This is a genomic window from Mycobacterium sp. RTGN4, from assembly GCF_033804635.1.
GTDB lineage: Bacteria > Actinomycetota > Actinomycetes > Mycobacteriales > Mycobacteriaceae > Mycobacterium.
Genome location: NZ_JAPZLB010000002.1, coordinates 335,160 through 348,593, shown reverse-complemented (window position 1 = coordinate 348,593; position 13,434 = coordinate 335,160). Strand labels below are relative to the sequence as shown.

General features: G+C 67.5%; 13 protein-coding genes. 6 read left to right on the top strand and 7 right to left on the bottom strand.

The window, feature by feature from the left end:
- The first annotated feature begins 2 nt into the window (after positions 1-2).
- Positions 3-1,217 (top strand): M23 family metallopeptidase, encoded by a 1,215-nt coding sequence (locus SLQ30_RS05635; protein WP_319447544.1) that lies wholly within the window; start codon positions 3-5, stop codon positions 1,215-1,217.
- On the top strand, positions 1,204-1,581 hold the full coding sequence (locus SLQ30_RS05630) for a DUF3054 domain-containing protein (protein ID WP_319447545.1): 378 nt from the start codon (positions 1,204-1,206) through the stop codon (positions 1,579-1,581). The genes SLQ30_RS05635 and SLQ30_RS05630 overlap by 14 nt, the downstream gene beginning before the upstream one ends.
- Here SLQ30_RS05630 and SLQ30_RS05625 read toward each other — a convergent pair.
- The 4 genes from SLQ30_RS05625 to SLQ30_RS05610 all read right to left on the bottom strand — a co-directional run bounded on the left by SLQ30_RS05625 (position 1,496) and on the right by SLQ30_RS05610 (position 4,624).
- Positions 1,496-2,962 carry a HAMP domain-containing sensor histidine kinase gene (locus SLQ30_RS05625; protein WP_319447546.1) on the bottom strand — a complete coding sequence of 489 codons (1,467 nt, stop codon included), beginning with the start codon at positions 2,960-2,962 and terminating at the stop codon, positions 1,496-1,498. The genes SLQ30_RS05630 and SLQ30_RS05625 overlap by 86 nt on opposite strands.
- A gap of 10 nt (positions 2,963-2,972) precedes the next feature.
- Positions 2,973-3,650 carry a response regulator transcription factor gene (locus SLQ30_RS05620; RefSeq protein WP_319447547.1) on the bottom strand — a complete coding sequence of 226 codons (678 nt, stop codon included), beginning with the start codon at positions 3,648-3,650 and terminating at the stop codon, positions 2,973-2,975.
- A 47-nt stretch (positions 3,651-3,697) separates the two neighbouring features.
- Positions 3,698-4,081: a heme-binding protein gene (locus tag SLQ30_RS05615; protein WP_319447548.1), complete on the bottom strand. Its 384-nt coding sequence runs from the start codon at positions 4,079-4,081 to the stop codon at positions 3,698-3,700.
- Positions 4,082-4,273: 192 nt separating this feature from the next.
- Entirely contained in the window at positions 4,274-4,624 is a 351-nt protein-coding gene (locus tag SLQ30_RS05610; RefSeq protein ID WP_319458308.1) for a hypothetical protein, read from the bottom strand.
- 73 nt (positions 4,625-4,697) lie between these two features.
- Between SLQ30_RS05610 and SLQ30_RS05605 the strand changes: the two genes are divergently transcribed.
- Genes SLQ30_RS05605 through SLQ30_RS05595 form a run of 3 tightly spaced genes read left to right on the top strand, consistent with a single transcriptional unit; the run spans position 4,698 to position 8,927 of the window.
- Positions 4,698-7,703: an MMPL family transporter gene (locus SLQ30_RS05605; protein ID WP_319447550.1), complete on the top strand. Its 3,006-nt coding sequence runs from the start codon at positions 4,698-4,700 to the stop codon at positions 7,701-7,703.
- Positions 7,700-8,218 (top strand): XRE family transcriptional regulator, encoded by a 519-nt coding sequence (locus SLQ30_RS05600; RefSeq protein ID WP_413467935.1) that lies wholly within the window; start codon positions 7,700-7,702, stop codon positions 8,216-8,218. Before SLQ30_RS05605 ends, SLQ30_RS05600 begins: the two co-directional genes overlap by 4 nt.
- Before the next feature lie 13 nt (positions 8,219-8,231).
- The gene (locus tag SLQ30_RS05595; RefSeq protein WP_319447551.1) at positions 8,232-8,927 is read left to right on the top strand and encodes an alpha/beta hydrolase; all 696 of its coding nucleotides are present in this window, start codon (positions 8,232-8,234) and stop codon (positions 8,925-8,927) included.
- On the opposite strand, the gene SLQ30_RS05590 is transcribed toward SLQ30_RS05595, so the two are convergent.
- Positions 8,919-9,614: a hypothetical protein gene (locus tag SLQ30_RS05590; RefSeq protein ID WP_319447552.1), complete on the bottom strand. Its 696-nt coding sequence runs from the start codon at positions 9,612-9,614 to the stop codon at positions 8,919-8,921. The two genes, SLQ30_RS05595 and SLQ30_RS05590, sit on opposite strands and share 9 nt — an antisense overlap.
- 8 nt (positions 9,615-9,622) lie before the next feature.
- The gene (locus tag SLQ30_RS05585; RefSeq protein ID WP_319447553.1) at positions 9,623-10,213 is read right to left on the bottom strand and encodes a hypothetical protein; all 591 of its coding nucleotides are present in this window, start codon (positions 10,211-10,213) and stop codon (positions 9,623-9,625) included.
- 59 nt (positions 10,214-10,272) lie between these two features.
- Here SLQ30_RS05585 and SLQ30_RS05580 point away from each other — a divergent pair, with 59 nt between their 5' ends.
- A complete protein-coding gene (locus tag SLQ30_RS05580; RefSeq protein WP_319447554.1) occupies positions 10,273-12,294 on the top strand; it encodes a M13 family metallopeptidase in 2,022 nt (673 codons plus the stop codon).
- Here the strand turns inward: SLQ30_RS05580 and SLQ30_RS05575 are convergent, their stop codons facing one another.
- The gene (locus SLQ30_RS05575; RefSeq protein WP_319447555.1) at positions 12,295-13,335 is read right to left on the bottom strand and encodes a L,D-transpeptidase; all 1,041 of its coding nucleotides are present in this window, start codon (positions 13,333-13,335) and stop codon (positions 12,295-12,297) included.
- Positions 13,336-13,434: the final 99 nt, after the last annotated feature.

Genomic DNA, 13,434 nt, shown 5'->3' with positions numbered 1-13,434 from the left:
CTATGAAATCTGTTGAGTGGAAAACACTTTCGGTGCTGGGTGTCGCGGTGCTCATCGCCGGATGTGGAACCGACTCCAAGCCCACCCCTTCGAGCGCAGCGGCGCCGCCCGCTCCTGCTCCCGCGGTGACCCCGGTGCTCGCCACCGTCGTGGCAGCGCCCGTGCCGGTGCCCGCCACCGACGGCAAGGTCCACCTGGCTTACGAACTGCAGGTGACGAACGCGATGGGCAGTGACGTCACGCTCGCCTCGCTGGCGGTCAATGCGGGCGACCGGACGCTGCTGACGTTGGCTGGCGACAAGTTGGCGTACTGGACGCGCGCGCTCGGCGCAGGCACCAAGCCAACCACCACACTCGGCCCAGGACAGGCAGGCGTGGTGTGGCTGGATGTGGTGGTCGACAACGGCACACCCGCCCCTACCGACCTTTCCCACACCATCGTCGTGAACGTGGCCAAGCCGATGCCGCCGCTGATACCCGCCACGGTGAGCGAGCACGTAGCGCCGGTAACTGTGTCCACCCATAAGCCGGCCGCTATCTCACCGCCACTTTCCGGTCCAAACTGGTTGGACGGCAACAGTTGTTGCGACATGACGGCCCACCGGATGGCGATGAACCCACTCGACGGCGGGCTCTGGGGGGCCGAGCGGTTCGCGATCGACTACCTCCAGCTGAGCCCTGACGGCACCGTGTTCAAGGGACCCAAGGACAAGACCGAGAGCTATCCCTATTTCGGCACCGACATCCATGCCGTCGCCGACGGCCCCGTCGTCGGCGTGGTCGACGGACTGCCCGAGCAGGTGCCCGGTACGGGTCCCACCGGGCTACCGCTCGACCAGTACGGCGGCAACCACGTCGTCCAGGACATCGGGGACGGAAACTACGCCTTCTACGCACACCTGAAGACAGGCACGGTCAAGGTCAAGGTGGGCGATCAACTCACCACCGGGCAGGTGCTCGGCAACCTCGGAAATACCGGCAACAGCGACGCGCCACATCTGCATTTTCACGTGATGAGCACGCCGGACCCGTTGCGCTCCAACGGGTTGCCGTTCGTCTTCAAGGACTTCACGCTGGACGGCCGACTGGCGTCGACGGACCTGCTCGATCCGCTGCTGGCCGGCAAGCCCGCGCCGTTGGCGCCGGGATCCGGTTCGCGGCCGGAGGCAGGAGTCAGCCCGGTGGTACTCGACGTCATGACCTATGACAACGGCTAGCCCCGCCCGGGTGCGGACCACGGCCGTCGCATTGCTCGTCGACGTCGCCTGCGTCGTGGTGTTCTGCGCGATCGGCAGGCGCAGCCACGCCGAGGGCATCACACTGAGCGGCGTCGCGGAGACGGCGTGGCCGTTCCTGACGGGCACCGCGGTGGGTTGGCTGGCCACGCGGGGATGGCGCCGCCCGACCGCGTTGTCACCGACCGGGCTTGGCGTGTGGATTGGCACCGTCGTCGTCGGAATGCTGTTGCGCAAGTTGACCGCTCAAGGCACCGCGTTCAGCTTTTTGGTGGTCGCTTCGGTGGTGACCGCCATCCTGATACTCGGCTGGCGCGGTGTCGCGGCTGTACGGACTCGGCGCTGAGCGTCGAGAGGGCGGGCCAATCCGGCTCCCGCCCAGGCGAAGTCGCCAATATAAGCGTCGCCCGCAAGCCGCCCAGCGGACTGTCGGACAGCTCGACGTGGCCGCCGTGCAACGCAGCTTGTTGAGCCACCAGCGCCAGGCCAAGCCCCGAACCGCCTGCCGCGGCAGTGGTTCCGCGGGCGAACCGTCCCATCACCAGCTGGTGTTCTTCTGCGGGTAGTCCGCGCCCGTTGTCGTCGACGACGATGGTGAGCGACTCGGCTTCACGCTGGCCGGTCTCCACGTCGAGGGCACCCTGCTCGCGCCGCGCGGTCAGCACGATGCGGCTGGCCGCGCCATGGGTGACCGCATTGCGGACCAGGTTGTCGACCGCGAGCCGCAACCCGCCCGGCCAGCCCTCAATGGTGCCGATGTGCTCGGCGTCGACGACGATCTCGGCGGTACCGATCCGCATGTTCTCGCGCGCGACACGGTCGAGCAGGTCTGTGACGTCGAGGGTTTCGCGGTCTTCGTCCTGCGCCAACTGACCAGAAGCGAGTTGACCGAGCGCGGTGATGATGGCCTCCACCCTCCGCTGGGCGCGGGCGAGGTCACCAACCACCTCATCGCGCTCGTCGTCAGGGAGATCGTGAAGGCGCAGGGTGTCGAGATCGGCCCGCATGGCCGTCAGCGGGGTGCGCAGCTCATGCGCCGCATTGGCCGCGAAGTCCTGGGCGGCCTGCAGCGAGTTCGTGGTGGCCTGCTGGGCCGTGGTCAGCCGGCTCAGCATCCCGACCATCGCGTCGGAGAGCTCCTCGGCCTCCCGCGCACCCTTGACCGCCTCCATCTGCTCGCCACCCTTGCCCAGCCGCATGGTCTGTTCGGTGAGCCTGCGCAAGGGTCGCACCGCAGGCCCGGCCAACATCCAGCCCAGGCCCGCTGCGATCAGCACGGTGACGACGCCGACCGCGGTGTACAGCGGAATCCTGGCGCGGTTGAGCAGCGCGCCCTCAGCCGGAATGCCGATCGAGATGAGCACGGCATTGCCCTGTTGGGCCAGCGGGATGGTCCGCACCCGATAGTCGACGCCGTTGACCAGGACGGTGGCGGTACCCGGTTCCAACCTGGGTAGTTGGAAGCCCCGCTGGAAGACCACCTGGCCGGTGGACCGCGACCGGCCGGTGGTGAGCACCCCGCGCCGGGGGTCACCGGACTGGTCGGGATACATGCTGGCCTCGACGATCGAATCCAGCCGCCGATCCAGTTGCGCCGCATCGTTGTTCAGCAACACGACCGAGGTGAGCACGGTGAAGGCCGCCACCACCGCCGACGCCGCGAGCGCCGAAGCGACGGCGACCCGGGTACGCAGTGACGCCGACCGGCCGAACCGTGGGAAGCGCACCGTGGCGAGGCTACTGGTCGTCGCGGAGGACGTAACCGATCCCGCGCACCGTGTGGATCACGCGCGGCTGACCCTCGCGTTCGAGCTTCCTCCGCAAATAGCTGATGAATACGTCGGCGACGTTGGTGTCGACGTCGAAGTCGTAACCCCATACCAACTCGAGCAAGCGCTGGCGGGACAACACGACGCCTGCGTTCTCGGCGAGCACTGCCAGCAGGTCGAACTCCCGCTTGGTGAGCTCGACCCGTTCACCGGCGACGAACACCAACCGCCGCGCCGTGTCGATGGTCAACGGCCCGACCGTCATCGTGTCGGATGGCCGGTCGCTGTGACTGGAGCGGCGCAGCAGTGCGTGTAGGCGTGCGACCAGCTCGCCGAGGTCGAAGGGCTTGGTGAGGTAGTCGTCCGCGCCAGCCTCTAGTCCCGCGATGCGGTCGTTGACCGTGTCGCGGGCGGACAGCACGCAGATCGGAATGTCATTGCCGAGCGCGCGCAACGCCGTCACGACGGCCACGCCGTCGAGTTCTGGCATCTGAACGTCCAGCACCAACGCGTCGTGCGTCTCATTGGAGAGGAGCCTCAGCGCTTCCTTGCCGGTCGCTGCGACCCGCACGTCGAAACCCGAATGCCGCAGTCCGCGGGCAACCGAAGTCCTGACGTCCGGGTCGTCGTCGACCATGAGCACCATGTGAACTGCGCTGTCATGTGCCGGTGGATCCCCAACCCGCACGGGGGCTACGGAATTGCTGGTGCAGGCGCCGAGCCGCAACGGTCCTTCAGATCGACCAAGGGCTGGCGAATGCCCGTCAGGTCGGCCTTCACCGTCGGGTTGTTGCTCAAGTAGTCGGCGACCTTGGTGCGAACCTGATCACGCGGCAGGCCCTCGAGGCTGGTGAAGAACCAGTTCACGTCCGGGTGGGTGAAGAGGTAGCCCGACGTCGAGGCCGAGACCCCGGATGCGACGCCCGCCAGGTCGGCCGCGGTGCAGTTCGGCGGATTCAGGGCCGGGTCATCGGCCAAGGCCGACGGGATCGTACCGACGAGCATGGCACCGGCAATGGCACCGGCGCCAAGCGCACCAGCTACCACACGCCGCCCAGCACGGACCGAGAGCAACATGGTCAAGCTCCTTCGCGAATTCTGCAGGCTCAATGGGGGGCCGTAACCAACCACGGTTACCGACTACCAGAAGCTAAGCAGAATCGGTTCGCACTTTCTTGCCTTGCGATCAACCAATTCTGCAAACGCCCGAACGCGCTGGTCATGGGCTTGGCGTGCACCGTTGGGGCGGGTCGCCGGCATGGTGCGCGGTTAGCCGACCGTGGCCTCGTAAGGCCCCGGCAGTGGACCGGGACCCCGAGCGGCCGACGGCGCCGCGGTGGACTGAACCGGGCCGACGCCGCCGGGCACCGTCGAGGTCTGTGCGGTCGACTGCGCTCCCGGCAAACCGCCAGGAACGCCGCCCCCCGCCTGCTGCTGTTGCGAGATGGTGGTGAGCGCCTGATTGGTCTGCCCATGGAGGTGGCCATCGACGGGAGCGCCCACCCAACGCGTACAGCAAACATTCAGGTAGTAACGCGGACCCCGGTTGGCTCGATACGGCAGGACGGGAGCGCCTTCAGCCCCTGCTGGGAGGCCGCCTGCCTCGCGCGGGCCGGTCACCTTACCCCACGCTGTTGTAGGCTTTCGCTACGAAACGCCAGGAAGAAGGCAGAGGTCCGCCATCCAGCAGTTCATGATGCGGTTGAGCAGCAACCTGCGCAAATACCGCTGGGCGGTCTTCGTGTGCTGGCTGCTCCTGCTGGTGCCCTCGATCTACCTCGCGCTCAACCAGTCGGGCAATCTGACGGGTGGCGGCTTCGAGGTCGCGGGCTCGCAGTCGCAGAACGTCGAATACGCGGTCGAGGACCACTTCCCCGATCAAGGCGCCTCCCCGCTCGGATTGGTCGCCGCGCCCAATGCGGACGCGTCGTTCGCGGACATGACCGCCGCGGTCGCCCAACTCGAGCGCATCGCCGCCGAGGTCCCCAGCGTCAAGGTCGTCCCGAACCCGCAGCAACCGCCGCCACAACCGGACCGCCCGTACGTCGTCATGCTCCAGACGAACTTCGCCGACGGCACCACCAACGTGGCCAAGCAACTGCGCGCAAAGGTCGGCATCGACGGCGAAAAGCCAGGCGAACTCGAGAACGGCAAGGTCAAGCTCTACGTCATCGGGCAGGGCGCACTCGGCGCGGCCGCCGGTGAGGCCACCAAACACGACATCGCCCGCGCCGAGAGGTGGAACCTGCCGATCGTCCTGATCGTCTTGCTGGCGGTCTTCGGATCGTTGGCGGCGGCCGCGATGCCACTGGTACTTGGCGTCTGCACGGTCGTCGTCACCATGGGCCTTGTCTATCTGCTGTCGATGATCACGCAGATGTCGGTGTTCGTCACGTCGACCGTGTCGATGTTCGGCATCGCGCTGGCGGTGGACTATTCGCTCTTCATCTTGATGCGGTTCCGGGAAGAACTGCGGTCTGGGCGCGAACCGGAGCAGGCCGCGGACGCCGCGATGGCGACCTCGGGGCTCGCAGTGCTGCTTTCCGGCCTGACGGTGATCGCTTCGATGACGGGGATCTACCTCATCAACACCCCGGTGCTGTCGTCCATGGCGACCGGAGCGATCCTCGCGGTCGCCGTCGCGGTGTTGACATCGACGACGCTGACGCCGGCAGTGCTCGCGACCTTCGGCAGGGCCGCCGCCAAGCGTTCGTCGTGGCTGCACGTCTCGCGCCGACCCGACACCACCCAGTCCCGGTTCTGGACCCGCTGGGTCGGCTGGGTGATGCGACGGCCGTGGGTGTCGGCCATCGCCGCGGCAACCTTCCTACTTACGTTGGCGGCCCCCGCGTTCTCGATGACGCTCGGCAACAGCCTGCTGCGGCAGTTCGAGCCCACACACGAAATCCGGGGCGGCGTCAGCGCTGCGGCGCAGGCCCTGGGGCCCGGTGCGCTCGGTCCGGTCAAGGTGCTGGTGACGTTCCCCGACCACAACGCCAACGGGCCCGAGCACACGGCGGCCCTGGATGCGGTGCAGCAGAAGATGACTCAGGGCCCGAACGTCGTCACCGTGTCCCCGCCGGTGTTCGGTGACGACAACCGCAGCGCGCTGATGTCCGCGGTGCTCTCCGTCGATCCGGAGGACCCGGGCGCGCGCACGGCCGTCGACTGGATGCGTCACAACGTGCCGGAGGCGACCGGTCCCGGCATCGGAGTCGACGTCGGCGGGCCGACCGCGTTACTCAAGGACTTCGACGACCGAGTGGGCTCGACGCAGCCGCTGGTGTTCGTGTTCGTCGCGCTCATCGCCTTCGTGATGTTGCTGATCTCGATCCGGTCGGTGTTCCTGGCGCTCAAGGGCGTGCTCATGACCGTGCTGTCCGTGGCGGCCGCCTACGGAAGTCTCGTCGCGGTCTTCCAGTGGGGCTGGTTGGAGTCGTTGGGCCTCGAGCCCATCGCGTCGATCGACAGCACCATCCCGCCGCTGGTGCTCGCGATGACGTTCGGCTTGTCCATGGACTACGAGATCTTCCTGCTGACCCGCATCCGGGAACGGTTCCTGCAGACCAACAACACCCGCGACGCGGTGGCCTACGGCGTCAGCACCAGCGCCCGCACCATCACCAGTGCGGCGCTCATCATGATCGCGGTGTTCATCGGCTTCGCATTCGCCGGAATGCCCCTGGTGGCGCAGCTGGGCGTGGCGTGTGCCGTTGCGATCGCCGTCGACGCCACCGTGGTGCGCCTGGTGCTCGTCCCTGCACTGATGGCGATGTTCGCCCAGTGGAACTGGTGGCTGCCTGCCTGGCTCGATCGCGTACTGCCCTCGGTGGACTTCGAGAAGCCGCTGCCGAAGGTGGACATCGGCGACTTGGTCATCATCCCCGACGACATCTCGGCGCTCGGACCGTCGGGCTCCGAACTTCGCACCGTGGTGAGGTCGGCGGCGAAGATGAAGACCCTCGCCCCGAAATCCATCATCGTCGCCGACCCGCTGGCCTTCAGCGGCTGCCTGCCCGCCAGCCCCGCCTTCGGCGGACACGCCAAGGTCGGTGACGGGCCCAAGGTTCCGCAACCCCGGGCCCGGCCGCAGAAGATCAACGGCAAGGTCAACGGGGCGCGCAACGGAACCAACGGCGCACCCAAGCCGAACGGCACCAACGGCGCGCACCCGCCGGCCCCGCCCAACGGCGCGGGTCGCACGGTGCGAATTCGTCAGCCGATCCACCCCGTCACCATGTGGCGCGGGCGGCTCTCCGTCGCACTCGACGCACTGTCCACCGCCGCCGCGACCGATCCCCCCGTGGTGCGACGGCTAAGCCCTATGGAGACCACCAACGTCCAGCTGCCCACCGGTGACCGGCTGCAGATCCCGACCGGTGCCGAAACGCTGCGCCTCAAGAGCTACCTGATCATGTGCCGGAACAGCGCCAAGGACTTCAGCGAGTTTGCCGATTTGGTCGAGTCCATGGAGACTCAAACTGCGGCCGTGGTGCTGGCCGGAATGGACCGGTATTACTGTGGGCAGCGCTCACGAAGGCAGTGGGTGGCCACCCAACTGGTCCGTCGCCTGGCCGACCCGCACCCGTCGGACGAGGACGACGAATCGACGTCGGGGCCGGACGCGCAGGAAGATTGGGCACGAGTGCGAGAGCGCTGCCTGTCGGTGGCGGTCGCGATGCTGGAGGAGGCGAGGTGACGTTGTCTACGGATGCACGTAGCGACGCTTCCTCCAACCGCCCCCGTGGCGGGGCACCGTCCTCGCCGCGGCGGCCACCGCCGGTGGACAAGCGCCCTGTCGAATTCTGGCCGACCTCGTCGATCCGGGCGGCCTTGGAGACCGACGATCTGACGACGTGGCAGCGCATCGTCACCGCGATCAAGCGCGACCCCTTCGGCCGGACGGCACGACAGGTCGAGGAAGTGCTGGAAACCGCACGACCATATGGCGTTTCGAAGGCCATGGCCGAAGTGCTGACCCGCACCCGCGCCCATCTCGAGGACAACGAACGTGCCGAGGTGGCTCGCCACGTGCACATGCTGCTCGATCGCTCCGGACTGGCTCAACAGGAGTTCGCGTCGCGAATCGGCATCCCGCCCGACGAGTTCGCGTCGTTCATCCACGGCGCGGTCAGCCCGTCGGCGTCGTTGATGATCCGGATGCGGCGGCTGTCCGACCGGTTCGCCAAGATGCGCGCCGAACGCGCCGACTGACACCCGCCGCCCAGTGTCCACCCGCTACCTCCTGATTCCCGGCGCGGGCGGCAGCGCCTGGTACTGGCACCCCGTCGTAGCGCTTTTGCTGGCCGCGGGCGTGGACGCCATCGCAGTGGACCTGCCCATGGACGACGACGCGGCCGACTTGTTCACCTACGCCGACATCGCGTGCCGCGCGGTGGCCGACTCCGATCAGCCCGTGGTCGTCGTCGGTCAGTCCATGGGCGCCTTCACGGCCCCGATGGTGGCCGCACGCGTACCCACGTCAAAACTGTTGCTCGTCAATCCGATGGTGCCCAGCCCCGGCGAGTCAGCGGGCAAGTGGTGGGCGGCCACTGGACAGAAATCGGCCATGGTCGCGAACTTCCGTCGAATTGGGTTGGGTGACAAGCAGTTCGATGTCGTCGAGGACTTCTTCCACGACGTTCCCGCCGAGCTTCGCGACGAGGCGTTGCGCCAGCCCGAGCCACCCGAGTCCGACACGCCCTTCGAGCAGCCGTGGCCGTTGCCCGCGTGGCCGCAGGTGCCCACCGTCGTCATTGTCGGCAGCGACGACCGGTTGTTCCCGCTCGACTTCCAGCGCCGCGTCGTCCGCGAGCGCCTTGGGCTCGACGTCGACGTGATGCCTGGCGGTCATCTGATGGCGCTGAGTCGGCCCGTGGAACTCACCCGACGCCTGCTCGCGGCGGGTGGCGCGTCAGCGTGAGTTGATCGGCGACAAGTCGTCGACGAGCCAGCGATCGCCGTCCTTGGTCAGGCTCACCCGCAACGGGAGCGCTACCACGACGGGCGGCTGGCCCGGCGCGTTCTGCGTGCCGCGCATGATCACCGCGACGACAGCGTCGTTCGGTCCGATGGCCTCGACCCCGGCTGAGACCGTGCTGGCCGACACAGTCAGGTTCTTACTTGCCAAATCCTTTGCCATGGGATCGAATTCGGTTCGGTAACTGTCGGCGCCACGCGGCGTCATCAAAGCGACCACCCGATCGCGGGACGCGGTCGGGCTCTGCGGCGAGAACGTCGCGGAGGCTTCGGCCGCGCTGCTCGCGATGCCGACGACCTGCTCGCTGTCGCGGTGCAGCGCGCGGTCCGGCCCGGTCCAATGCAAGTAGCCGACCACGACGGCGCCCACCAGCGCGGCCGTGGCCACCGCGACGACGGCAAACCGCAGCCCGGGACCGTCGTCGTCGGTTCCGACCGTGACGCCGTCCCTGCGGAACAGCACGCCGTTGACGACGACGCCCTGGACGGTCAGCAGACACAGCACCGAGCACACCGAGACCCACCACAGCGGCCACGTCAGGACGATGCCGACGTAGACCAGCGCCGCGATCGCCGCGATGGGAACGAGCAGGTCGAACGCGAGCACCCGGAGGCCATTTCTGGAAAACACGCCAAGACTCATCGGATGGTCTCCAGGCTGGACACCAGAAGCTTGCCGTCGACGTCGGAGATGCCCAGCCGCAGCGTCCAGTGCACCGTCAGCGGCTTCGCGCCGGCATTCTGGCTGACCGAGGTGGCCACCACGAGCGCGGTATCGGTGCGCGTGGAGACGGTCGCCAACTCGGGTTGCTGGGGTGGCGCGAGGCCGGCGTCTCCAGGGGCCGCATGGTGCAGCGCCTCGATCGAGACCGATTCGACTTGACCGACGGTCTGCGACTGTAGCCGCTGAACCACCTGGCTGAAGGGCTCAACGGCTTGCTCGAAGTTGGCGTTGAGTTGGCCGACGGTGCCGTCGTGCAGGGTCTGCATGCTCTGCGCGACGGTGTCTTTGTTCATGTTGATCAGAACGTCGGTCCACTTCGCGGCGGCCTGCAGCACCGACGACTGATAGGCGCGTTCGGTGACGTCGGAGCGGTGTCCCGTCCAGATCAGGCCGGCGAGCACGACCGCGACCAGCGCCACCGCGCCGAGCACCGCCGAGCCGATCCCGAGGCCGGTGAAGACACCGTCCGCGCCCCGAACGGGTTCGTGGTCTGGCTCGTCGGGCATGGGCGTGAGGCTACCCGGCGGCAAAACCCCGCTCCGCGGGCATCTGGAAGGATGCAGGGGTGACTGCGACGTTGAACTCCGGAATCGATCTGACCCATGTCGACGCGGACGCCCGCCCACAGGACGATCTCTTCGGCCACGTCAACGGACGCTGGTTGGCCGACTACGCCATGCCCGCCGACCGTGCCACCGACGGAGCCTTCCGGTTGCTCGCCGACCGTGCCGAGGAACAGGTCAGGGAACTGATCACCGAGGCCGCTTCCGGCGGGCAGGAGCGAAGCGACCGGGGAATCGGTTCAGCGGGTGCGCCGGTGGGGACCGACCAGCGGCGCATCGGCGACCTGTACGCCAGCTTCATGGACACCGACACCATCGCCCGTATCGGCGTGCAACCGCTGCTCGACGAGCTGACCGAGGTCGACGCCGTCGCCGATCGTGACGCGCTGGCCGGCCTGCTCGGCGCGCTGCAACGCACAGGAGTGGGTGGCGGCACCGGACTGTACGTCGACACCGACTCCAAGGACTCGACGCGCTACCTGCTGCACCTGTCCCAGTCCGGGCTCGGGTTGCCCGATGAGTCCTACTACCGCGACCCGCAGCACGCGGCCATCCTTGCGGAGTACCCCGCGCACATCGCGCGGATGTTCGCGCTCGTCTACGGCCCCGCCGACGATGAGGCCGAGCACGTCGACACGGCAGTCCGCATCGTCGCTTTGGAGACCAAGCTGGCCGCGGCGCACTGGGACGTCGTCAAGCGCCGCGACGCCGACCTGACCTACAACCTGCGCAGCTTCGCCGACCTGCCCACCGAGGCCCCCGGCTTCGACTGGGCAGGCTGGGTGAGCGCAATCGGGACCTCCCCCGAGCGGGCGGCCGAGGTCGTGGTGCGTCAGCCCGATGCGCTCACCGCGTTCGCGGCGGCGTGGGCGAGCGAGCCCATCGAGGACTGGAAGCGTTGGCTGCGTTGGAAATTGATCAGCGGACGCTCGTCGCTGCTGACCGACGACCTGGTCGAGGAGAACTTCGCGTTCTACGGCCGCACACTGTCCGGCACTGAACAACTGCGCGACCGTTGGAAGCGCGCCGTCGGGCTCGTCGAGAACCTCATGGGTGACGCGGTCGGCAAGCTCTACGTCGAACGGCACTTCCCGCCGGGCGCCAAGGCCCGGATGGACGACTTGGTGGCGAACCTGCGCGAGGCGTACCGCACGAGCATCACCGACCTGGAGTGGATGACCCCCGAGACGCGTCAGCGCGCCCTGGAGAAGCTCGACAAGTTCACTCCGAAGATCGGTTATCCGGCCCGCTGGCGCGACTATTCGACACTCGAGGTCGACCGCGGTGACCTGTACGGCAACTACCGGCGCGGCAATGCGGCCTCCTATGACCGCGAGCTGGACAAGTTGGGCGGCCCGGTCGATCGCGACGAATGGTTCATGACGCCGCAGACCGTCAACGCGTATTACAACCCAGGGTTGAACGAGATCGTCTTTCCCGCAGCCATCTTGCAGCCGCCGTTCTTCGATGCCGAGGCCGACGACGCCGCCAACTATGGCGGGATCGGTGCGGTGATTGGGCACGAGATCGGGCACGGCTTCGACGATCAGGGGGCCAAGTACGACGGGGACGGCAACCTCGTCGACTGGTGGACCGACCGTGACCGCACCGAATTCGGGCTTCGCACAACTGCATTGATCGAGCAGTACGACCACTTCGTGCCCCGCCAACTGACCGGCGACAACCACGTGAACGGCGCGTTCACCGTTGGCGAGAACATCGGCGACCTCGGTGGCCTGTCGATCGCGCTACTGGCTTACCAATTGTCGCTCGGCGACCGCGAAGCACCCGTGCTCGACGGCTTGACCGGCGTGCAGCGGGTGTTCTTCGGCTGGGCGCAGGTGTGGCGCACCAAGTCCCGCGACGCGGAAGCGGTCAGGCGACTGGCCACCGACCCGCACTCGCCGCCGGAATTCCGGTGCAACGGTGTCATCCGCAACATCGACGCGTATTACGACGCATTCGACGTCAGCGCGGACGACGAGCTGTTCCTGGATCCCGAACTGCGCGTGCGGATCTGGTAACTAGACCTGCCAGTCCTGGGCGCCGTCGGGCTGGGTGTAGGTGCCCACCGACCCCTTGATGATGACGGGGTCGCCGCTGCCGAAGTTGTCGTAGAACCACTGCGCAGCTGCGGGGGCAAGGTTGATGCAGCCATGGCTGACGTTGCGCTTGCCCTGGTCGCCAGTCGACCACGGCGCGCTGTGCACGAAGTTGCCGCTGTTGTCGATCCGGACGGCGTTCTGCACCGTCAGCTTGTAGCCCTGCGCCGAGGTGTTCGGCACCCCGTAGGTCGCGGAGTCCATCACGATGCTGGGGAACTTCTCCAACACGTAGTAGGTCCCGTTCGGGGTGTCGTGACCCGTCTTGCCCATCGACATCGGGTACGTCTGAACCACCGTGCCGTTGCGGGTGACCGTCATCTGGTGGGTGGCGTTGTCAGCCGTCGCGATGAGGGATTCACCGGTGCGGAAGCTCGACTTGGTGCCGCCTGCGTCGATGTTGACGACGGTGTTGGCCGGCCAGAAGTTCAACGGCCGCCAGCGCAGCTGGGTGTCGCTGGCCCAGTAGAACTTGCCGGGCACTGCCGGGACGGACGAGACGTGCACCGCGTCCTGAGCCAACTGCCGGTTGGCGATGGGACGCGCGAAGTTGATGTAGATCGGCTTACCGACGCCGACCATCGATCCGTTGACAGGGTTGAACGTCGGCGGCGCGAACACCGGGGGGCCGGTGTACGCGGTCGGGTTCTGACCGGCGGGGGTGCCCTCCGGAATGACCGTCGGCTGCGGCAAAGGCTGCGGCAAGCCCAGCGGATCTGCCGGCGGCGGCGCCATCGGATCCAGCGGTGCTGGCGGCAACGCCATCGGATCCACCGGCGCGGGCGGCGGTGGAACTTCCTCCGGCGGCGGGCCAGGCTGCTCTACCGGGGGCACATTGATGGCACCGGGATCGGGATTGACCTCGGGATCGGCCCATGCGGTCGGGCCGCCAACAGCCATCCCAACGACCAATCCGGCCGCGAAGATCGCGCTAGCGAGTCCCCTCACAGTCCGTTGCGGCATGATTCACCTCCATTGAATAACTCACTCCAGTGTCGCATAGCGAAAAGTCCTGGCTAAGCCAGCGAACCCCGACGGGGTCTGCGCACGATCCGACGCCGA

Bases quoted from the DNA above. Each gene is read 5' to 3' on its own strand.
- SLQ30_RS05605 (WP_319447550.1), top strand. From the start codon at position 4,698: ATGATGCGGTTGAGCAGCAACCTGCGCAAATACCGCTGGGCGGTCTTC.
- SLQ30_RS05575 (WP_319447555.1), bottom strand. From the start codon at position 13,335: ATGCCGCAACGGACTGTGAGGGGACTCGCTAGCGCGATCTTCGCGGCC.
- SLQ30_RS05585 (WP_319447553.1), bottom strand. From the start codon at position 10,213: ATGCCCGACGAGCCAGACCACGAACCCGTTCGGGGCGCGGACGGTGTC.
- SLQ30_RS05620 (WP_319447547.1), bottom strand. From the start codon at position 3,650: ATGGTGCTCATGGTCGACGACGACCCGGACGTCAGGACTTCGGTTGCC.
- SLQ30_RS05615 (WP_319447548.1), bottom strand. From the start codon at position 4,081: ATGTTGCTCTCGGTCCGTGCTGGGCGGCGTGTGGTAGCTGGTGCGCTT.
- SLQ30_RS05630 (WP_319447545.1), top strand. From the start codon at position 1,204: ATGACAACGGCTAGCCCCGCCCGGGTGCGGACCACGGCCGTCGCATTG.
- SLQ30_RS05635 (WP_319447544.1), top strand. From the start codon at position 3: ATGAAATCTGTTGAGTGGAAAACACTTTCGGTGCTGGGTGTCGCGGTG.